At 62.9% G+C, this 21,481-nt stretch carries 17 protein-coding genes and 1 tRNA gene; 13 read left to right on the top strand and 5 right to left on the bottom strand.

What is annotated here, in order from left to right:
* Positions 1–24 precede the first annotated feature (24 nt).
* A complete protein-coding gene (locus ACOKS3_RS26700; RefSeq protein WP_103448766.1) occupies positions 25–1,419 on the top strand; it encodes an MFS transporter in 1,395 nt (464 codons plus the stop codon).
* A gap of 9 nt (positions 1,420–1,428) precedes the next feature.
* Positions 1,429–1,977 (top strand): single-stranded DNA-binding protein, encoded by a 549-nt coding sequence (locus tag ACOKS3_RS26695; RefSeq protein ID WP_103448767.1) that lies wholly within the window; start codon positions 1,429–1,431, stop codon positions 1,975–1,977.
* Between the two features lie 80 nt (positions 1,978–2,057).
* On the opposite strand, the gene ACOKS3_RS26690 is transcribed toward ACOKS3_RS26695, so the two are convergent.
* The gene (locus tag ACOKS3_RS26690) at positions 2,058–3,458 is read right to left on the bottom strand and encodes an aminotransferase-like domain-containing protein (RefSeq protein ID WP_103448768.1); all 1,401 of its coding nucleotides are present in this window, start codon (positions 3,456–3,458) and stop codon (positions 2,058–2,060) included.
* Positions 3,459–3,883: 425 nt separating this feature from the next.
* Between ACOKS3_RS26690 and ACOKS3_RS26685 the strand changes: the two genes are divergently transcribed.
* From ACOKS3_RS26685 to ACOKS3_RS26640, 10 genes are all read left to right on the top strand, one after another.
* On the top strand, positions 3,884–4,909 hold the full coding sequence (locus tag ACOKS3_RS26685; protein ID WP_103448769.1) for a TauD/TfdA family dioxygenase: 1,026 nt from the start codon (positions 3,884–3,886) through the stop codon (positions 4,907–4,909).
* 32 nt (positions 4,910–4,941) lie between these two features.
* On the top strand, positions 4,942–5,727 hold the full coding sequence (locus ACOKS3_RS26680; protein WP_099814604.1) for a sulfite exporter TauE/SafE family protein: 786 nt from the start codon (positions 4,942–4,944) through the stop codon (positions 5,725–5,727).
* 22 nt (positions 5,728–5,749) lie between these two features.
* Positions 5,750–6,511 (top strand): SDR family NAD(P)-dependent oxidoreductase, encoded by a 762-nt coding sequence (locus ACOKS3_RS26675; protein ID WP_103448770.1) that lies wholly within the window; start codon positions 5,750–5,752, stop codon positions 6,509–6,511.
* A 144-nt stretch (positions 6,512–6,655) separates the two neighbouring features.
* Complete coding sequence (fdnG, locus tag ACOKS3_RS26670) at positions 6,656–9,724, top strand: formate dehydrogenase-N subunit alpha (RefSeq protein WP_422763604.1); 3,069 nt, start codon at positions 6,656–6,658, stop codon at positions 9,722–9,724.
* Positions 9,724–10,674, top strand: coding sequence for a formate dehydrogenase subunit beta (gene fdxH, locus ACOKS3_RS26665; RefSeq protein WP_422763605.1), 951 nt, complete (start codon positions 9,724–9,726; stop codon positions 10,672–10,674). Before fdnG ends, fdxH begins: the two co-directional genes overlap by 1 nt.
* Complete coding sequence (locus tag ACOKS3_RS26660; protein ID WP_103448774.1) at positions 10,671–11,327, top strand: formate dehydrogenase subunit gamma; 657 nt, start codon at positions 10,671–10,673, stop codon at positions 11,325–11,327. Before fdxH ends, ACOKS3_RS26660 begins: the two co-directional genes overlap by 4 nt.
* A 4-nt stretch (positions 11,328–11,331) precedes the next feature.
* Positions 11,332–12,252: a formate dehydrogenase accessory protein FdhE gene (gene fdhE / locus ACOKS3_RS26655; protein ID WP_422763606.1), complete on the top strand. Its 921-nt coding sequence runs from the start codon at positions 11,332–11,334 to the stop codon at positions 12,250–12,252.
* A 145-nt stretch (positions 12,253–12,397) separates the two neighbouring features.
* Complete coding sequence (gene selA, locus ACOKS3_RS26650; protein ID WP_103448776.1) at positions 12,398–13,825, top strand: L-seryl-tRNA(Sec) selenium transferase; 1,428 nt, start codon at positions 12,398–12,400, stop codon at positions 13,823–13,825.
* Entirely contained in the window at positions 13,822–15,744 is a 1,923-nt protein-coding gene (gene selB / locus ACOKS3_RS26645) for a selenocysteine-specific translation elongation factor (RefSeq protein WP_422763607.1), read from the top strand. The genes selA and selB overlap by 4 nt, the downstream gene beginning before the upstream one ends.
* A 6-nt stretch (positions 15,745–15,750) precedes the next feature.
* Positions 15,751–15,846, top strand: a tRNA-Sec gene (locus ACOKS3_RS26640).
* 68 nt (positions 15,847–15,914) lie between these two features.
* Here ACOKS3_RS26640 and ACOKS3_RS26635 read toward each other — a convergent pair.
* Together ACOKS3_RS26635 and ACOKS3_RS26630 are read right to left on the bottom strand one after the other, a co-directional pair.
* Entirely contained in the window at positions 15,915–16,901 is a 987-nt protein-coding gene (locus ACOKS3_RS26635) for an asparaginase (protein WP_422763608.1), read from the bottom strand.
* 72 nt (positions 16,902–16,973) lie between these two features.
* Positions 16,974–18,416 carry an alanine/glycine:cation symporter family protein gene (locus ACOKS3_RS26630; protein WP_103448779.1) on the bottom strand — a complete coding sequence of 481 codons (1,443 nt, stop codon included), beginning with the start codon at positions 18,414–18,416 and terminating at the stop codon, positions 16,974–16,976.
* A gap of 178 nt (positions 18,417–18,594) precedes the next feature.
* Between ACOKS3_RS26630 and ACOKS3_RS26625 the strand changes: the two genes are divergently transcribed.
* On the top strand, positions 18,595–19,404 hold the full coding sequence (locus ACOKS3_RS26625) for a helix-turn-helix domain-containing protein (protein WP_422763609.1): 810 nt from the start codon (positions 18,595–18,597) through the stop codon (positions 19,402–19,404).
* Positions 19,405–19,412: 8 nt separating this feature from the next.
* Here ACOKS3_RS26625 and ACOKS3_RS26620 read toward each other — a convergent pair whose 3' ends face one another.
* Positions 19,413–20,207 carry a TSUP family transporter gene (locus tag ACOKS3_RS26620; protein WP_422763610.1) on the bottom strand — a complete coding sequence of 265 codons (795 nt, stop codon included), beginning with the start codon at positions 20,205–20,207 and terminating at the stop codon, positions 19,413–19,415.
* On the bottom strand, positions 20,204–21,265 hold the full coding sequence (locus ACOKS3_RS26615) for a Fe(II)-2OG oxygenase family protein (protein WP_422763611.1): 1,062 nt from the start codon (positions 21,263–21,265) through the stop codon (positions 20,204–20,206). Before ACOKS3_RS26615 ends, ACOKS3_RS26620 begins: the two co-directional genes overlap by 4 nt.
* Positions 21,266–21,481: the final 216 nt, after the last annotated feature.

Below are 21,481 nucleotides of genomic sequence, written 5' to 3'. Positions count from 1 at the left end.
CGCCGGTTCACACGAGGTTTATCCATGCACGACACCCACAACGAGCGCATGAGCAGCGGCGAAACCCGCGCTGCTAGCGGCCTGGCCCTGGTCTTTGCCTTTCGTATGCTGGGCATGTTCATGGTCTTGCCGGTGCTGGCCACCTACGGCATGGACCTGGCCGGCGCCACCCCCGCGCTGATCGGCCTGGCCATTGGCGCCTATGGCCTGACCCAGGCAGTATTGCAGATCCCGTTCGGGATGATTTCCGACCGCATCGGCCGCCGGCCGGTGATCTACCTGGGGCTGGTGGTCTTTGCCCTGGGCAGCCTGTTGGCGGCCCAGGCCGATTCCATCTGGGGCGTGATCGCCGGGCGAATCCTGCAGGGCGCCGGGGCAATTTCCGCTGCGGTCATGGCCTTGCTCTCGGACCTGACCCGCGAGCAGCACCGGACCAAGGCGATGGCGATGATCGGCATGAGCATCGGCCTGTCGTTCGCCGTGGCCATGGTCATTGGCCCATTGCTCACAAGCCACTTCGGCTTGTCAGGATTGTTCCTTGCCACCGCAGGACTTGCCCTGGTCGGCATCCTGTTGATCGCCTTCGTCGTACCCAATACCCACAGCACCTTGCAGCACCGCGAGTCGGGTGTGGCGCGCCAGGCCCTCGGCCCGACCCTGCGTCACCCGGACCTTTTGCGCCTGGACGTGGGCATTTTCATTCTCCACGCCATCCTCATGGCCAGTTTCGTCGCGCTGCCCCTGGCGTTCGTCGAGCGCGGTGGCCTGCCCAAGGAGCAGCACTGGTGGGTCTACCTGACCGCGCTGCTGATCTCATTTTTTGCAATGATCCCGTTCATCATCTACGGCGAAAAAAAGCGCAAGATGAAACGTGTGTTGGCCGGTGCGGTCAGTGTCCTGCTGCTGACGGAAGTGTTCTTCTGGCAGTGGGCTGACGGTTTGCGCGGACTGGTGATTGGCACCGTGGTATTCTTTACCGCATTCAACCTGCTGGAGGCCTCGTTGCCTTCGCTGGTGAGCAAGGTGTCGCCTGCTGGTGGCAAGGGGACGGCGATGGGGGTGTATTCCACCAGCCAGTTCCTCGGCGCCGCCCTGGGAGGAATCCTCGGTGGCTGGCTGTTCCAGCACGGCGGGCTGAACATGGTGTTCCTTGGTTGCGCAATCCTGTGTGCCATCTGGTTGGTCGTTGCCTTGCGCATGAACGAGCCGCCCTATGTGACCAGCCTGCGCATGCCGCTGACGCCAGAGGCAGTTCGGGAAGCCGGCTTGACCGAGCGCCTGATGGCCGTGCCGGGTGTGACCGACGCCGTGGTGGTGGCAGATGAAGCCGCCATCTATATCAAACTGGATACGAAAATTTTGGACCGTGCGACCCTCGAGCGACTGGTGAATCCAGCCTCTTCGGCGTGCGAAGCCTAGGAGAACGTTATGGCCCGTGGGGTTAACAAAGTCATTCTGGTCGGTACCTGTGGCCAGGATCCCGAAGTCCGCTACCTGCCCAACGGTAACGCCGTGACCAACCTGAGCCTGGCCACCAGCGAGCAGTGGACCGACAAGCAGTCGGGCCAGAAGGTCGAGCGTACCGAGTGGCACCGTGTGTCGCTGTTCGGCAAGGTTGCCGAAATCGCTGGCGAATACCTGCGCAAAGGTTCGCAGTGCTACATCGAAGGCAAGCTGCAGACCCGCGAGTGGGAAAAAGACGGCATCAAGCGCTACACCACCGAGATCATCGTCGACATCAATGGCACCATGCAGCTGCTTGGCGGTCGTCCGCAGGGCCAGCAGCAGGGCGGTGACCCGTACAACCAGGGTGGCGGCAACTACAACCAGGGTGGTGGTCAGCAGCAACAGTACAACCAGGCTCCGCCACGCCAGCAGGCCCAGCGCCCGCAGCAGCAACAGCGCCCGGCGCCACAGCAGCCTGCGCCGCAGCCGGCTGCTGACTTCGACAGCTTCGATGACGATATTCCGTTCTGATCGAGCGGCAAGGCGTCTAGCTGAAACAGAAACCCAGGGCAGTTGCCCTGGGTTTTTTTATGCCCTTCCTACAACCCCGCTCAATAAAACAATCGCGGCTCCGGGGAATCCAGCAGGCTCGCCAATTTGGTCAAGGCAAAGCCCAGCTCCTGGCGGCTGGGGGACATCAAGGCAATGCGCACACCACAGGTGGCATGGCTGCGCTCGGGCAGGAACTGGCTGCCGCTGACCACTGTGACGCCATTGTTGCGTGCCAGGTTGGCAAACTCGTCACTGGTCCAGGGCTCGGGCAATTCCAGCCAGATATGGAAGCTGTTGGGCTGGCTGCGGATCCTGTACTTGCCCAGAATCTCTTGCGCCATGTGCTGACGCGCAGCCGCTTCCTCCTGCTGCACCTGCACCAACTGATCGGCCATGCCGCTGTTGATCAGGTTGCTGGCCAGTTGCGCCATCAATGGCGATGGCATCCAGACGCTGCTGCGTACCATCGATGATAGCCGCGAGAGGGTTTGCGGCGGGGCATACAGGTAGCCGATACGCAGTGCCGGCAGCACGCTCTTGGACAGGCTGGTGAGGTACACCGACCGCTCAGGGGCATACGCGGCAAGCGGCTTGTAGTCCGGGGTGGGTTCAAGAAAACCATAGATGTCGTCATCGACGATGAACAGGTCGAACTCGCGAGCGATTTCCGCGATGGCTTCGCGCCGGGCATGGGGCATGATCGAGTTGGTCGGGTTCTGGTGCGTGGTGACGCAAACCAGCAGCGAGGGGCGATGTTCCAGGCATGCCGCACGCAGCGCCTCGGGAATCAGCCCGAATTCGTCCATGGCCACGCCACGCAGGCGACGTCCCATGCTGTGGGCCAGGGAGATGATGCCTGGGTAGCAAAACGATTCGCAAAGCACCACGTCGTCGCTCTTCGACAGGCTGCTGATGGCCACCAGCAAGCCATGCTGGGCGCCGGACGTCAGCACCACCTGTTGCCAGCGGGCCTCGGGCAGCCAGCGCTGGATCCAGGCCGCACCGGCCTGCTTGTGGGTCGCATGGCCGCCCTCGGTGACATAGTCCAGCACCTGGGCCAGGTCGGGCGACTGGGCCAGTTCGTTGATGGCGCCGCGCAGCCAATCGGTCATGTGGGCGTCATTGGGCTTGATGATCGACAGGTCGATCTGCCCGCTCTCGCGCTCGGCGCTGCTTGGGCTGGGCCGTGCAGGCGCAAGTGGGGCAGGGGGCTGCGCCTGGCGTTGCGGGAGCACGAAAGTCCCGCGCCCAACCTCACCCACCACCAGGCCACGCTTGGCGGCTTCGTCATAGGCTCGGCCGATGGTGCCGGGCGTCACGTCCAGGGACTCGGCCAGGTCCTTGAGGGTTGGCAAGCGTTCGCCAGCCACCAGCCGGCCACTGCCGATGTCCTGCTCCAGGGCGTCGGCGATCATCAGGTAGACCGGCTGCGCCAGGTCGCTGTAGTGAGGAACCCACATAGAAATGGCACCAGAATCTGCGAGAACGCGGAAGCCTAGCACGAAAGGTCTGATGGAAGTAATTGTGTTTTCTTACGTGTAAATTACCTTGATTGAATCGCATCGATCAGTCGATCACGGACCTTCAAGCGTGGCCCTGATTGAGATAAAGCGGGTCTGCATCCTGCGCGGTTTCGCCACGTTCGCCAGAAACCTTTTGAAATCAATAAGTTGATTGAATCGACTTAATTGTCTGTCGAGGCCTTTCGGAAAATGGATTGAATCGACGTTATTTTTGTAATTACAATGATTGAGTCGATTCAATTCGCTGGCCTCTCGATGGATTCAGCTGCTTGCATCGCCCCGCTGTGACCGGCTTCAAAAACATAAACATCTGCCGCCGACACCGATTGGCCTCAAGCCAGCAACATGGAATATCACTGCAAATGGAAAGTGCACACCTGCATCAAGGCGCCGAGCTTCAAGCCTCACTGGAGATCCGTCTGCCCTGGGTCATCTCCAGCGCCTGGCAAACCTTGCTGAACAACACACCGCTCGACTTCGAGACGAGCAAGGAGCTTTATCCACAGCTCAAGGACCAGGCCCAGGACGTGCTGGGCAAGGCGCTGTGCCAACAGATCCGTGGCTTTGTCACGGACCCGTACCTGACCAGCATGATCGTGCGCAATTGCCCGCGTGACCGTGACATCCCACCCACACCTTATTCGGGCGTACTCAGCCCGCGCAGCACGCCGGTTGCCTGCCTGGTCAGCCTGACCATGCAGAGCCTGATGGGGATCAACCCGGTGGTCTACGAGGGTGAGAACGATGGCCGGCTGTTCCGCCATGTCATTCCTTCGCGCCATTCTTCCAGCCACAAGAGCTCCCATGGCTCGAAGCTGCGCTTCTCCTATCACGTGGACAACCCGGACCTGCCGCTGTCATCCGAGCCGCTCGGCGACACGTCCTGCTGCCCGGAATACCTGTCGTTCTTCGGCATGCGCTGCGATCCGCGCATCAGCACCACACTGGTGAGCCTCGATGCCGTTGTGGCGGCACTGCCCGCTACCACCGTGCGCGAACTGTGCCTGCCTCAGTTCGAGATCCGCCGCCCGGATTCCTTTAGCGGCAACCGCCGTCGCACGGCCGAACTCCCGGTGCTGGTGCGCGGCCAGGCCGGTGAATGGTTGTGCCGTTTCGACAGCGAGAACACCCACGGCCTCAACCTGCGGGCCGAGCAGGCACTGGCCAGCCTGCGGAGTGTGTTGGAAACCCGTCGCTTCGACGAACCCCACCTGCTGCTGCCGGGCGACTTCATGGTCTTCAAGAACCAGCGTGTGCTGCATGCCCGCGATGGCTTCGAGCCGCAGAACGATGGCGCCGACCGCTGGCTGCTGCGCCTGTTCGCGGTCAACGACCTGAACCGTGTGCATTTCGCTCGGGCCGATCACCTTTACGAAGTGCTCTCCTGATTCTTTTTTACTGACTCGACGGACGTACCGATATGGAACTGTTAGGCGCCTTCTGGGCGGAACACTGGTTACTGGCGATCCTGATGCTGGGCGCTATCGCATTCGTTGCAGGCTTTGTCGACAGCATCGCCGGCGGTGGTGGGCTGTTTCTGGTGCCCGGCTTTCTGCTTGTGGGCATGCCACCGCAGGTTGCCCTGGGGCAGGAGAAGTTGGTCAGCACCCTCGGCACGCTCGCGGCCATCCGTAACTTCCTGGCCAACAGCAAGATGGTCTGGCAGGTGGCGCTGGTCGGGGTGCCGTTTTCTTTGCTTGGGGCTTATCTGGGCGCGCACCTGATCGTGTCGATCCCCCAGGAAACCGTGGGCAAGATCATCCTGGCGCTGATCCCGTTCGGCATCCTCATCTTCCTCACTCCCAAGGACCGCCCGGTGGAAGAGCGCGAACTATCGCCGCGCATGCTGTTCACCGTGGTTCCGCTGACCTGCCTGGCCATCGGCTTCTATGACGGCTTCTTCGGCCCCGGCACCGGCAGCATGTTCATCATCGCATTCCACTACCTGCTGCGCATGGACCTGGTCTCCAGCTCCGCCAACTCCAAAACCTTCAACTTCGCCTCCAACATCGGCGCCCTGGTGGCGTTCGTCATGGCGGGCAAGGTCGTGTACTTGCTGGCGCTACCGCTGGTGGCCTGCAACATCCTCGGCAACCACCTGGGCAGCGCCCTGGCCCTGCGCAAAGGAAATGAAGTGGTGCGCAAGGCGTTGGTGTTCTCGATGCTCTGCCTGTTTACCAGCCTGGGTGTGAAGTACCTGGCCTGACCCCTTTCAAAGGAGATAACTGATGAAAACTGCATTCGTGACCGGCGCTTCTTCGGGCTTTGGCCGGGCCATCTGCCGCACCCTGATCGGCAAGGGTTATCGTGTGATCGGCGCCGCCCGGCGCATGGACAAGCTGCAAGTGCTGGAGGCCGAGCTAGGCGACAATTTCATTGCACTGGCGCTGGATGTCACCGATCCGCTGTCGATCGAGTCGGCGTTCGACCAAGTCCGTGACGCCTCGCTGCAGATTGACCTGCTGGTGAACAATGCCGGGCTGGCGCTGGGTGTCGACCGCGCCCAGGCCAGCAGCAGCGAGAACTGGCAGCAGATGATCGACACCAACGTCACCGGCCTGGCGATGGTGACCCACAAAGTCCTACCGCAGATGGTGGAGGCCGACAGCGGCATGATCATCAACATGGGGTCCATCGCCGGCACTTACCCGTACCCGGGTGGCAACGTGTATGGCGCCAGCAAGGCCTTCGTCCGCCAGTTCAGCCTCAACCTGCGCGCCGACCTGGCCGGCACCCGTGTGCGGGTGAGCAATATCGAACCGGGGTTGTGCTCGGGCACCGACTTTTCGGTGGTGCGCCTGAACGGTGACCTGGACGCTGTGCAAGCCCTCTACCGCGATGTGGAGGCCATCTTGCCGGAGGACATCGCCGCCACAGTGGCGTGGATTGCCGAGCAACCGGGGCATGTGAACATCAATACCGTCGAGATCATGCCGGTGGCCCAGAGCAGTGCGGCACTCAATGTGGCGCGTAACCTGCCGCGCTGTTGATTGGCGCACTCCCTGACCCATGTCATCGCACCTTCTCGTTTCTTGACTAGTCTTATCTACTGGCGGCCATCAATTAGCCGCCACCGTGACTACCAAGAGGCGCCGGCCACGTTCCGTGCGTCCAAACCTGATCAGGAGTGCACGATGGATCTCAACCGTCGGCAGTTCTTCAAGGTCGCCGCAGTGGGCCTTGGAGGTTCGAGCCTGGCGGCGTTGGGCATGGCCCCGACGCCGGCCTTCGCCGAGCAGGTGCGTCACTTCAAGTTGGCGCACACCAAAGAAACCCGCAACACCTGCCCCTACTGCTCGGTCGGCTGCGGCCTGATCCTGTACAGCCAGGGCGATGCGGGCAAGAACGTCAAACAGAACATCATCCACATCGAAGGCGACGCCGATCACCCGGTCAACCGCGGCACCCTGTGCCCGAAAGGTGCCGGGCTGCTCGACTTTATCCACAGCCCGAGCCGCCTCAAGTACCCCGAGGTGCGCAAGCCGGGCAGCAAGGAGTGGGTGCGGGTCGGCTGGGACGAGGCGCTCGACCGCGTCGCCGACCTGATGAAGCAGGACCGCGACGCCAACTTCATCGAGAAGAACGCCCAGGGGCAAACGGTAAACCGCTGGCTCACCACCGGTTTCCTCGCTGCCTCCGCCGCCTCCAGCGAGGCCGGCTACCTGACCCACAAGGTCGTCCGCGCAACAGGCATGCTGGGGTTCGATAACCAGGCACGTGTCTGACATGGCCCGACGGTGGCAAGTCTTGCCCCGACGTACGGCCGTGGCGCCATGACCAACCACTGGTCCGATATCGCCAACGCGAATCTGGTCCTGGTGATGGGTGGCAACGCAGCAGAAGCGCATCCGTGCGGCTTCAAATGGGTGACCGAAGCCAAGGCGCACAACCAGGCGCGGCTGATCGTGGTCGACCCGCGGTTTACCCGTACCGCTTCGGTGGCGGACTATTACGCGCCGATCCGTACCGGTACCGACATCGCCTTCATGGGCGGGTTGATCAACTACCTGCTGAGCAACGACAAAATCCAGCACGAATACGTGCGCAACTACACCGACGTGTCGTTCATCGTCAAAGAGAACTATGGCTTCGAAGACGGGCTGTTCAGCGGCTACGACGAGGCCAAGCGCGTGTATGCGGATAAATCCGGCTGGGGCTACGAGCTGGGCGAGGACGGCTTCGCCAAGGTCGATCCGACCCTGCAGCATCCGCGCTGCGTGTACCAGCTGATGAAACAGCACTACAGCCGCTATACCCCGGAACTGGCCAGCATGACCTGCGGCATGCCGCAGGACGCCATGATGAAGATCTGGGAAGAGATCGCCAGCTGCTCGGTACCGGGCAAGACCATGACGATCCTCTACGCACTCGGCTGGACGCAGCATTCCATCGGCGCGCAGATCATCCGCAGTGCGGCCATGGTCCAGCTGCTGCTGGGCAACGTCGGCATGCCGGGTGGCGGAGTCAACGCCCTGCGCGGGCACTCCAACATCCAGGGCCTGACCGACCTCGGCCTGCTGTCCAACTCGCTGCCGGGTTACCTGACCCTGGCGGGCGACGCCGAGCAGGACTACGCCACCTACATCGACAAGCGTGCGTCCAAGCCGTTGCGCCCGGGGCAGCTGTCGTACTGGCAGAACTACGGCAAGTTCCACGTCAGCCTGATGAAGGCCTGGTACGGCCCCAACGCAACAGCGCAAAACAATTGGGGCTACGACTGGCTGCCCAAGCTGGATGTACCGGCATACGACGTGCTGCGCATGTTCGAGATGATGAGCCAGGGCAAGGTCAACGGCTACATGTGTCAGGGTTTCAACCCGATTGCTGCGCTGCCGGACAAGAATCGTGTCACCGCAGCCTTGGGCAAGCTCAAGTGGCTGGTGATCATGGACCCGCTGGCGACCGAAACCTCGGAATTCTGGCGCAACGCCGGGCCATTCAACGACGTCGACACGGCCAGTATCCAGACTGAGGTGATCCGCCTGCCCACCACCTGTTTCGCCGAGGAGGATGGTTCGCTGGTCAACAGCAGCCGCTGGCTGCAGTGGCACTGGAAGGGCGCCGACGGCCCGGGCGAGACCCGCACCGACGTGCAAATCATGAGCGAGCTGTTCATTCGTCTGCGCCAGCGTTACCAGGCCGAAGGCGGTGCCTATCCGGACGCCATGATGAACATTCACTGGCCGTACAAGATTCCTGAAGAACCTTCGCCCGAGGAGCTGGCCAAGGAGATGAACGGCTGGGCAGTGACCGATGTCACCGACCCGACCGGCGCGGTCATAAAGGCCGGCCAGCAACTGGCGGGCTTCGGTCAGCTCAAGGACGACGGCAGCACCGCGTCCGGCTGCTGGATCTTCGCCGGCTGCTGGACCGAACAGGGCAACCAGATGGCCCGGCGCGACAACAGCGACCCGTACGGCATGCACCAGGTGCAGAACTGGGCCTGGGCCTGGCCAGCCAACCGCCGCATCCTCTACAACCGCGCCTCCAGCGACCCGCAAGGCAAGCCGTGGGACCCGGAGAAGAAGCGCTTGGTCTGGTGGAACGGCAAGGCTTGGACCGGCACCGACGTGCCCGACTTCAAGGTTGACTCGCCACCGGAGGCGGGGATGAACCCGTTCATCATGAACCCCGAAGGTGTGGCGCGTTTCTTCGCCATCGACAAGATGGCCGAAGGCCCGTTCCCCGAGCACTACGAGCCATTCGAGACACCGATTGGCATCAACCCGCTGCACCCGCAGAACAAGAAGGCCACCAGCAACCCGGCCGGGCGGATCTTCGATTCAGTGTGGGACACCCTCGGCAAGCACGACGAGTTCCCATACGCGGCGACCACCTACCGGCTGACCGAGCACTTCCACTTCTGGAGCAAGCATTGCCGCCTCAATGCCATCGCCCAGCCCGAGCAGTTCGTCGAGATCGGCGAGGTACTGGCCAATGAGAAAGGCATCAAAGCCGGTGACCGGGTGCGGGTGTCGAGCAAGCGGGGGCACATCGATGCGGTGGCGGTAGTGACCAAGCGGATTCGCCCGCTGCAGGTCAACAACCAGACCGTGCACCAGATCGGCATCCCGCTGCACTGGGGGTTCACCGGGACCACCCGGCATGGCTACCTGACCAACACCCTGGTGCCGTTCCTCGGTGACGGCAACACCCAGACGCCAGAGTCCAAGTCGTTCCTCGTCAAAGTGGAGAAACTCTGATGGCCAGCCAAGACATCATCGCCCGCTCGGCCACCACCACCGTTCCGCCCTCGGTACGCCAGCTGGAAGAGGTCGCCAAGCTGATCGACACTACCAAGTGTATCGGCTGCAAGGCCTGCCAGGTGGCGTGCTCGGAGTGGAACGAACTGCGTGACGAGGTCGGCCACAACCACGGCACCTACGACAATCCCCAGGACCTCACTGCCGAGACCTGGACCCTGATGCGCTTCACCGAGCACGAGCGCGAGGACGGCAACCTGGAGTGGCTGATCCGCAAGGACGGCTGCATGCACTGCGCCGACCCCGGCTGCCTGAAGGCCTGCCCGAGCCCGGGCGCGATCATCAAGCACGCCAACGGCATCGTCGACTTCAACCAGGACCATTGCATCGGCTGCGGCTACTGCATCACCGGCTGCCCGTTCAACATCCCGCGCATTTCGCAGAAGGACCACAAGGCGTACAAGTGCACCCTGTGTTCCGACCGCGTGAGCGTGGGCCTGGAACCGGCCTGCGTGAAGACCTGCCCGACCGGTGCGATCGTGTTCGGCAGCAAGGAGGAGATGAAGGTGCATGCCGCCGAGCGCATCGTCGACCTCAAGTCGCGCGGGTTCGACCAGGCCGGGCTGTACGACCCGGACGGTGTCGGCGGCACCCACGTGATGTATGTGTTGCACCATGCCGACACGCCAAAGCTGTATGCCGGCCTGCCGGACCAGCCGGTGATCAGCCCGCTGGTGGGCTTGTGGAAGGGCTTCACCAAGCCGCTGGCGCTGCTGGCCATGGGCGCGGCGGTGTTGGCCGGGTTCTTCCACTACGTGCGGGTTGGCCCACAGCGGGTGGAAGAGGACGAACACCCCACGCCGCCGGACGACAGCGTGCATAAGGTGGACCCGTCGGTCCATGTCTATGATCCGACCAAGCCCGGTGGGCAAGGGGAGCCGCGGCCATGAACGACAACAAACCCATCCTGCGCTACAACGCCAACGAGCGGACCAACCACTGGATCGTCGCGATCCTGTTCATGACGGCGGGGCTTTCCGGGCTGGCACTGTTCCACCCGGCGCTATTCTGGCTGAGCCACCTGTTCGGCGGCGGGCCATGGACGCGCATCCTGCATCCGTTTCTGGGCGTGGCGATGTTCGTTTTCTTCCTTGGCTTGGTGTTCCGCTTCTGGCGTGCCAACTTCATCACCGCCAACGACCGCCTGTGGCTGCGCCGCGTGGACCGGGTGATGCTGAACAAGGAGGAGGGCGTGCCGCCGATCGGCAAGTACAACGCAGGGCAGAAGCTGCTGTTCTGGACCCTGCTGGCGTGCATGCTGGTGCTGTTGCTCAGCGGCGTGGTGATCTGGCGCGCGTATTTCAGCCACCTGTTCGGTATCGAGGCCATTCGCCTGTCGGCGCTGGCCCATGCCGTGGCAGCGTTCGTGCTGATCCTCAGCATCATCGTGCACATCTACGCCGGTATCTGGATCAAGGGCTCGATCGGCGCCATGCTGCATGGCTGGGTCAGCCGCGCCTGGGCACGCAAGCACCATGAGTTGTGGTACCGCGAAGTGACCGGCGACAAGACGCCGGGCAATCACGGACGAAAAGAAGGATGAGCGCTTGAGCACGATACTCGAACCCGGGCAGATCGAAGCGTCGGCGGTGATGCCGCCGTTTCTGCATCTGCCGCCTGCCAATCTGTTTGCACTGCGCGCAGTGCGCCTGGAATACCTGGCCGAGGGCAACACCCTGGGTGATTACCTGCTGTTGATCGCTCAGTTGTGCCGCGTCCAGCAGCAGCTTGTGGATGACCCTCCCGGCGGGTTGCCGGTGGCCGAGGAGCGTCAGCGCCTGTGCATAAGTCATGGCCTGCCGCCGCTGGCAGCTGACAGCCTGGTGCGTGAGGGGCCGTGGCTGGTCTGGTTGCAGGCCTTGCTTTCGCACTTCGATAGCGAGGCCAGTGGCGCGCTGGGTGAGGCGCTGCAAACCCTGCGTGACAGTGACGAGACTCAGCGCAAGGGCTGGGGTATCGCCTTGCTGTCCGGGCAATACGACGCGGTGCCGGCGGCGTTGGTACCGTTCATTGGCGCTGCCTTGCAGGCCGCCTGGTCGAGCTGGTTGCTGGCGCTGCCTGCCCCTGAATTGAAGGCTGCCGGTAGCCTGGCGCAGTGCCCGGCCTGTGGTTCGCCGGCAATGGCCGGGGTGGTGCGCAACCGTGGCAAGCACAACGGCCTGCGTTATCTGGCCTGTTCGCTGTGCGCCTGTGAGTGGCATGTGGTGCGGGTCAAATGCGTGTATTGCGAGTCGAGCAAGGATTTGCGCTACACCAGCCTTGAAGACGACCGCCATGTGCCGGGGAAGGCGCCGCTGCGGGCCGAATGCTGCCCGGAATGCGAGAGCTACCTGAAGCAGAATTACCTGGAAAACGATGCGGCGGCCGAGCCGTTGGCCGACGACTTGGCCAGCCTGGCGCTGGACATTCGCCTGGACGAGGAGGGCTTCCATCGCCTGGCACCTAACCTGATGCTTGCGCCTGGGTAGTGAGGGAGTGTCTACACTGTAATACCGAGTCGCCTGTTTCGCTGGACAAGCCCGCTCCTACAGGGACATGCGTTCTCCCTGCAGGAGCGGGCTTGTCCAGCGAAAGGGCCATCAATGACAACGGATCAGTCCAAGGTAGTACCGCATGTCCTCCAGCCTAGCCAGCGACACCCCACGCCTGCCCTCCATCGACACCCTCCTGCGCCACCCGGCCTGCCTTGCGCTGATCGACCGCCACGGTCGCGACGCCGTGCTGGCCACCTTGCGCCAGCTGCTCGATGACCTGCGTGACCCCGCCCGCAACGGCGAGCTCAGCGGCGCCGAACTGGCCCCTGAAATCCTCCTTGGCCGTACCGGCGAACGCCTGTCGATTCAGCAGCGCAGCCAAGTCCGCCGCGTGTTCAACCTCACCGGTACCGTCCTGCACACCAACCTCGGCCGCGCACTGCTGCCCGAGGAAGCGGTCGAGGCCATGCAGACTGCCGCCCGCTACCCGCTCAACCTGGAGTTCGACCTGGCCACCGGCAAGCGTGGCGACCGTGACGACCTGATCGAAGGCCTGATCCGCGAGCTGACCGGCGCCGAGGCCGTCACCGTGGTTAACAACAATGCCGCCGCCGTGCTACTGGCGCTCAACAGCCTGGGCGCACGCAAGGAGGGCATCATTAGCCGCGGCGAGCTGATCGAGATCGGCGGTGCCTTCCGCATCCCCGACATCATGGCCAGGGCCGGGGTCAAGCTGCATGAGGTCGGCACCACCAACCGCACCCACGCCCGCGACTATGAAGCCGCCATCGGCCCGCGCACCGGCCTGCTGATGCGCGTGCACTGCAGCAACTACAGCATCCAGGGCTTCACCCATCAGGTACCGACGGCCGAACTGGCGCGCATTGCCCACCAGCATGATCTGCCACTGCTCGAAGACCTCGGCAGCGGCAGCCTGCTCGATCTCACGCGCTGGGGCCTGCCCGCCGAACCGACAGTACGCCAGGCCCTGACCGATGGCGCCGATATTGTCACTTTCAGCGGCGACAAGTTGCTGGGCGGCCCCCAGGCCGGGATCATTGTCGGTCGCAAAGCGTTGATCGCCAGGATCAAGAAGAACCCGCTCAAGCGTGCACTGCGCGTCGACAAGATTACCCTTGCGGCACTCGAGGCGGTGCTGGCGCTGTACCGCAACCCCGACCGCCTGGCCGAGCGCCTGCCGAGCCTGCGCCTGTTGACCCGCAGCCAGGCCGAGATCCAGGCCCAGGCCGAACGCCTTGCCCCCGAACTCAAGGCACACCTGGGTGAACAGTGGCGGATCAGCGTCGAGCCCGCGCTGGGCATGATCGGTAGTGGCAGCCAGCCGGTGGCGCGCTTGCCCAGTGCGGCGCTGTGCCTGCGCCCGCAAGTATCGAAGAAGCTGCGCGGGCGCAGCCTCCATGTGCTGGAGCGGGCCCTGCGCGACCTGCCGGTGCCGGTGCTCGGGCGTATCGATGACGACGCCTTGTGGCTCGACCTGCGCCAGCTTGACGATGAGGCCCAGTGGCTGGCGCAACTGCCGGCCTTGCAGTTGGGGCCAGTGCAATGATCGTCGGCACTGCCGGCCACATCGACCACGGCAAGACCGCGTTGCTTCAGGCCCTCACCGGGCAGGCCGGTGACCAGCGCCAGGAAGAACGCGCCCGTGGCATGACCATCGACCTCGGCTACCGCTACGCGGCGCTGGCCGAAGGTGCGGCGCTGACCGGTTTCATCGATGTGCCGGGGCATGAGCGGTTTATCCACAACATGCTGGCCGGCGCTCATGGCATCGACCTGGTGCTGCTGGTGGTGGCCGCCGACGACGGGGTAATGCCGCAGACCCGCGAGCACCTGGCGATCATCGAGCTGCTGGGTATTCCCCAGGCATTGGTGGTGATCAGCAAATGCGACCGGGTCGAGCCCGAACGCCTGGCCGAGGTGCAGGCGCAGGTCAGGGCATTGCTGGTAGAGGGGCCTTATGCCAAGGCCCGGCAATTCCCCGTGTCGAGCGTCACCGGGGAGGGTATCGATGTTTTGCGCCGGGCCTTGCTGGAGGCCGAAGTGCGGGTGCGCCAGCGCAGCGTGCGCGGCGGTTTTCGCCTTGCGGTCGATCGGGCCTTCGCCGTGACCGGCGCCGGGGTGGTCGTGACCGGCACGGCACTGGCCGGGCGCCTCAGTACCGGCGACACATTGCTGCTGGGCAAGGCCGGCAAGCCGGTGCGGGTGCGTGGCCTGCACGCGCAGAACCAAGTGGCATTGGTGGCAGAGGCCGGCCAGCGGGTGGCGTTGAACATCACTGCCGAACGCCTGGCGGTGGAGCAGGTGCACCGAGGCGACTGGTTGGTGCCCGAATGGCTGCATGCACCCAGCGTGCGGGTGGACATCGAACTGTGCCTGCTGCCCGGGGAAACCCGCATTTTCGAGCATTTCAGTGCTGTTCACGTACACCTCGGTACCCAGGATGTGACGGCCCGGGTGGCCTTGCTCGAAGGCGAAACCCTGGCCGCTGGCCAACGCATGTTTGCCCAGTTGCTGCTCAACGCGCCGTTGCAGGCGGTTCACGGTGACCGCCTGGTGCTACGGGATCAGCGTGCCCAGCGCACCCTTGGCGGCGGCAAGGTGCTCGACCCATTCGCGCCGAGTCGGCAGCGCCGCAGTGAAGAACGCCTGCGCCAGCTACAGGTGCTGCGTGATGCCGAGAGCCTGGAGGAGGCACTGCCGGCCTTGCTTGCCAGTGCGCTCGGTGGCCTCGACCCGCAGCGCCTGGAGCGCCAGTTCAATCGCCAGCGCGATACCTGGTTGTTGCCCAATGATGTACTGGTGGTAGCCACACGCCAGGGCCCGTTGCTGTTTGCCAAAGGTCGATGGCTTGCGCTGAAGCATCAGGTGCTGCAGCAGCTGGCGCGTTTTCACGAACAGGAGCCTGACCAGCTCGGCCCGGACCGTGACCGCCTGCGGCGCTTCGCCGCCTTGCCGCTAGAGCGTCCCGCGTTTGTCAGCTTGATCGATGAGCTGCTTAATGAGGAGGTGATAGCCAGCAGCGGACCATGGCTGCATTTGCCTGATCACAAGGTGCAGTTGAGCGCCGCCGACAGTGTTTTGTGGGAACGACTGCAGCCGAAGTTGCTGGCAGGGCAATATGACCCGCCCTGGGTCCGGACGTTGGCTGCTGAAGAAAACTGCGCGGAGGCGGATGTGCGCCTGCTGCTGCGCAAGCTGGCCCGTCTGGGCCTGGTGCATCAGGTAGTGCGCGACCTGTTCTACCCTGAGGTGACGCTAGGGCGCATGGCAGAGCTGCTGCTGGGGCAGGCCAGCGAGACGCCGATAGTGCAGGTTGCTGCGTTTCGCGATATGTTGGGCATCGGTCGCAAGCGCAGTGTGCAGATTCTCGAATACTTCGACCGCATCGGCTTGACCCGTCGGGTGGCCGACCAGCGCTACATTCGCGCCGACAGCGCCCTGGCCCAGCAGCAGGCCAGGCACTGAGTTCAAGGAAGGCAATCGCGCCCGGTGGCGCGGCCGGGCTTCAAACCCGGTTGGGGACGGCAGCCGTTCCCGGGCAGGTTCGACTCCCGCTGCCTTCCGCCATTCTTACTGCCAGTCAGGGCCTTTGTGTGAGCGGGCTTGCCCCGCGAAGAGGCCCTGGCAGGCGATAATCAGGCTCGCTCCCCGCACAGATCCAGCGCAAACCACCGCTCCGCCGCATCGACATCCAGCCCAGCCCCCAGCAGCGCAAACATCTTGCCCAGCGCCGCCTCACGGGTCATGCCACCACCACTGACCAGTCCGGCGCCACGCAAGCGGTTACCCGCTGCATAGGTATCAAACACCACCGCCCCTTCCGGACACTGGCTGATGGCAGCCAGCAGCACACCACGCTGGCGCGCTTCACGTAGCACGTCGAGCAGCGCCTGGTCATCCGACGGCCCGGTACCGCTGCCATAGCATTCCAGCAGCAGACCTTGCACGCCGCTGTCGAGCAGTGCCTTCAGGTGCCCGGCCTGCAGGCCCGGGAACACCGGCATCACCGCCAGGTTGACTGGCTGGCGCTGCTGCCGATAGCCCAGGGCAGCAGGCAGTTCGGCGGCACGCTCACCGTCACGATGGCGCGGCAGCGCGGCAAAGGCATCGAAGGCCTCGCTGCGCAGCTTCGAAGCCCGGCAGCCATGCAGCAGCTGGCCGTGGAAGTACAACTGCACGCCAGCTTCCAGGCCCTGTTCGACCAGGCGCAAGGCCCCGCACAGGTTAGCCCAGGCATCGCTGCCCGGCGCACCGGCCGGCAGCATCGAGCCGGTCAGCAGCACCGGCACCGGCAGGCCCAGCAGCAAGAACGACAGCGCCGCGGCGCTGTAGGCCAGGCTGTCGGTGCCATGCAGCACCAGCACACCGTCATGGCCGGCGTCCACCGCCTCGACGATGGCATCGCGCATCGCCAGCCAGTTGTGCTGCTGCATGTTGGCGCTATCGAGCAGCGGGTTCATATCCTGTAGTGTCCATTGCACCTGGGGCGCATCGGTCAGCTGGGCGAGGTGTTCGCGCATCCGCGCATCGAAACCACCGGCCGGTGCCAGGCCTTCGGCGGTTTCGAGCATGCCGATGGTGCCACCGGTGTAGAGGACAAGGAGATTCTTGACTGCACGCATGGAAAACATCCGTAGCGGTGAGCGGAGGTAGAGCAGCCGCCCACGGACGGGGCGGCTGGGCAGGGCAGGATATCAGCGCTGCAGCTGAGCTTGGCCGACTGCTTTGTCAGTGGCTGTTTCCGCCTGCAGATTGGCAGGCCAGGCGTTGCGGTCCAGATCCAGGTCGGCGAACTTCGACGAGTCGAACACTGGCTGCTTGATGCCAGCCTTGCGCTGGTCATCATAGTCGCGCATCACCCGCAGGCCGACCTTGAACAGCAGGGCCAGGGCCACCAGGTTGACGAAGGCCAGGCAGGTCATGGTGATGTCGGCGAAGGCGAACACGGTCGACAGGTCCTGCATCGAACCCCACACCACCAGCGCCAGTACCAGGGCGCGGAACGCCAGCAGTACCATGCGGTTGCGGCTGAGGAACTGCAGGCTGTTCTCGCCCAGGTAGTAGTTGTAGAGAATGCAGGTGAATACGAACAGCGACAGTGCCACGCTGACGAACAGGCGACCCCAGTCACCGACCACGGCGGCCAGCGAGTTCTGGGTCAGGACGATGCCGTCACCTTCGAAGCCTGGGGTGTAGAAGCCCGACAGCAGGATCAGCAGCGCGGTGCAGGTGCAGATCACGAAGGTGTCGAGGAACACGCTGAACGCCTGGACCACGCCCTGGGCGCCCGGGTGCTTCACCGCAGCCACGGCGGCCACGTTTGGCGCACTGCCCAGGCCTGCTTCGTTGGCGAACACGCCACGCTTCACGCCCATGACGATGGCGCTGCCGAGCAGGCCGCCGAATGCCGGGTCGAGGCCGAAAGCGCTCTTGAAGATGGTTTCCAGCATGGCCGGCACGTGCTCGATCTGGGTGCCGATCACGTACAGGGTCACGCCGATGTAGGCCAGGGTCTTGATCGGTACCAGCAGGTCCGACACCGCCGCGATGCGCTTGATGCCACCGAGGAAGGTGATGGCCAGCAATACGGCCAGGACAATGCCGGTGTGGCGCGGGTCGAAGGCGAAGGCGTTCTGCAGCGAGTGGGTCACGGTATACGACTGCAGGCCGATGAAGGCGAAGCCGTAGGTGACCAGCAGCAGGATCGAGAACACGATGGCCATGCTTTTGCGCTTCAGGCCGTGCTGGATGTAGTAGGCCGGGCCGCCACGGTACAGGCCGTCGCCGTCGGCGCGCTTGTACACCTGGGCCAGGGTGCATTCGAAGAAGCTGCTGGCCATGCCGACCAGGGCAGTGACCCACATCCAGAACACCGCGCCTGGGCCACCCAGGGTCACGGCGATGCCGACACCGGCGATGTTACCGGCGCCCACGCGGCCGGCGAGGCTCAGCATCAGGGCCTGGAAGGAGCTCAGCTGGCCTGCCTGGCCACGCAGCGATTCCTTGAATACAGCGAACATGTGGCCGAAGTGGCGGAACTGAACGAACCGGGAACGGATGGTGAAGTAGCTACCCAGCCCCACGATCAGCACGATGAGAAGTTTCCCCGAGAGGAAATCGTTGATTACTTCGAGCATTGGAAAATGACCTCGATTCTTATTGTTCGCGTGGAAAGACAGCGGACGGCAGGCGCACCGCTATTCGTTGGGGCGCATGGTTGGCCATGACAAAGGTGGTTACAATTTCGCGGGTTGCTCTGATTTGGTGCGACTTGATGCTAGACTGGCATCATTCGCGTCACCTGAGCCCCCTGTCATGAGCGATCATTTCGCGACCAACCTCAAACTGGCCTGCAGCCATTACCGCTCTATCTCGGAAGTTTGCCGCCAGCTGTCGATCAACCGCGCGCAGTTCAACAAGTACCTGAGCGGCCAGAGCCGCCCGACGCCGTTCAACCTCAAGCGCATCGGTGATTTCTTCGGTGTCGAGGATTACGAGCTGAATTTGCCGGCCGAACAGTTCGCTCGCCTGATCGGCGCACGTGTGTCGGCGGTCTCCGACCAACCCGACGACCCGATCAGCGAACTGTTCCGCCCACTGCACGAACACGCCGGCAACCTGTCACGCTATTGCGGCTATTACTTCGAGTATTCCAACTGCATGTCGGTACCCGGCACCATCCTGGTGTCGCTGGTGCACCTGTGGGAAGAACGCGGCCGCTTCCTGTTCGAGCGCCAGGAACGCCAGGAGCGCTCCAGCGCCACCGACCAGCATGCCGAGGTGCGCTGCCGCTACCTGGGCGCGGCGTTCCAGCTGCAGGACCGGATGTTCCTCATCGACTACGAGTCGCTGACTTTCAACGAGATGAGCCAGACCATCCTCATCCCCAGCTTCAAGAGCCGCATCACCCGCCTCAACGGTCTGAAGTCCGGGGTGTCCAGCGGCGACCGGCGCAACCCGGCATGTACCCGGGTGGTGTGGGAATGCCTGGGGGAGGAGATCAACCGCATCAATGCCTATCGGCAGGTCAGGCTGTACCGGCCGGATGACCCACGCATCGATGACGATGTGCGTGAGCGGTTAAGTGTAGGGCCGTTGCGTAACAGCCTGTTCGAAATCGAATGATGACGCCTTCAAAGCGTCAGCCGGCGTAGCCACTCGCCGATTGGGTTGCCTGAGTCGAGCAACAACTTGGTTGCCATGATGCAGCACACGCAGACCAATAATGGTTTGATCAGGCGGGGGCCGAAGTACACGGCGCAGCGAGCGCCCAGTTGAGCACCGACAAACGCCGCGCTTGCCATGGCCAGCGCTAGAGGCCAGATGATTGCTCCGCTCAGTGAAAACACTGACAGTGCGCCCAGGTTGCACGCGGCGTTCAGCAGCTTGCTGTTGCAAACGGCCTGTAGCAGATGCTGGCCCAACAGGATGACGCAGGCGAGCATGAAGAACGAGCCGACGCCTGGGCCGAAGATCCCGTCATAGAAGCCAATGACTGGCGCCACGGCAATGCAGAACACGCTGGTTGAAAGCTTCGCCTTGCGCGACTGCTCATTGGGTTTCGGGCTGAACGCGAAATACGCGGCTACCAGAATCAGCAGTATGGGAACGGATGCCTGCAGTAGCGTCTTAGGTATCAGGCTGACTGACAAGGCGCCGAGCGCGCCGCCGATGAAAGACATAAGTGCCATTGGGCTGCCACGTTTCCAATCGATCATGCCTTTACGGGCAAAGGCGCATGTAGCCGATACCGTAGCCGAAGCGGCCTGAAATTTGTTGGTGGCAATCGCCGCCAGAGGTTCGATACCGGCTACAAACAATACCGGCAGTGTAATCAGGCCGCCGCCGCCGGCGATCGCATCGAAGAAGCCGGCGGTGAAAGCGACTAGGGCGAGTATGAGAATGAATGAAAAATCGAGTTCGATCATCGGGTAACTTCCTGTTCTCTGCCACGAACCAGCAGCGGGTCTTCAGCGATCACGATGGGTGCAGCGAAACGGGAGTATCCGAACTGGCGCACCAGTAAGCGTCGGTTGTCCTGAATGATGTTGCGGCCATGCAAGGCGCGCCCGTTGTTGATCAGCAGCGCGGTGTCAGCCTGCAGGTCGAACGTCTCGGGTTGCGCGCTGTGCACGGCTTCCTGAAATGCATCAAAAGCACGGGCAACTGTGCTGTCAGCATTGTCATTGAGCGAAAAGCGGTAGCTGTTGTACCGAAGCGAGAAGCCGCCATTGGCGTTGTACTGCAGTATCGACACGGCTTTGCCTGGATTGCCGTGCCCGTGAGCGAAGCAGTCACTGCGGGTGAAGTCGAAAGAAGGCGAAGTAAGGGCAAGTACATCAAGGCTGGCCATGCCTTCGATGATGCCGCGAAGTGGAATTACATGCGTCGGTTCATGGGCAGGGTTCCAGCGTGCGGTGAGGATCAGTGCGCAAGGCGCGGGTGAGTGGCCATCACTGGCAATTGTTGAACAGTTGTAGGGCGCTTCGGTGTGTGGTCCCAGCTGCAATCCCGCATGTGAGCTGATTTCGATTTCAGCATCGGGTCTCTCGTCGGGCCTGGGGATGCAGCCGCCCCCTTTGAAGTTACCGACCAGGCGCACTTGCTTGCCTTCATTGTCGATGTCGAAAGCGAAACTTCGATGTTGCGCCAGCGCCAACAGCACTTGGTTGCGTGAAGCCAGGTATTGGCAGCGGTTGCTGCGCGCCATTACTGAAATGTCCGCCAACTGCTCTGGGGCCGAATCGGTGGGGCAAGGCATTCCCCTGAACATCAACGCGGATAGCAAGCCGTCGCTAAAACGCTGCAGTGTCGATTTTTGATCAGTACTCAATGTTGATTTGAGCTGCTTGGCGAACAAGCTTGCCTGATCTGCCACTTTTCCAGCCTGAGGTCCCCCTAAGCCGTTAAGAAAATCGCTTGCAAGGTCTATGGCGTGTGCTTGCCCCTGGTTGAAGTCCAGATACGCGACTTCTGAATGCGGCATGGAACGTTCCTTGTAAAAATGGGTGAAGTACCCCTGCCGCCGCTCGAAAAATGCTTCAGCAACCGGCAAGTAGACAGGTCAACAATTCAATGTCGTTATGCTGTTGAACTAAAGTCAGCTTGTTCGTTGAGAGCTGTAGGAGAATTCATCTTGTAATCGCGCTGATCGATGAGGAACCTGGACATTGGTGCCGTCCAGACCCCGTGTTGGACTTCC

The organism is Pseudomonas sp. HS6-2 (assembly GCF_049325675.2).
GTDB lineage: Bacteria > Pseudomonadota > Gammaproteobacteria > Pseudomonadales > Pseudomonadaceae > Aquipseudomonas > Aquipseudomonas putida_N.
The sequence above is the reverse complement of the archived record's forward strand: the minus strand, read 5'-3'. Positions and strand labels throughout refer to the sequence as shown.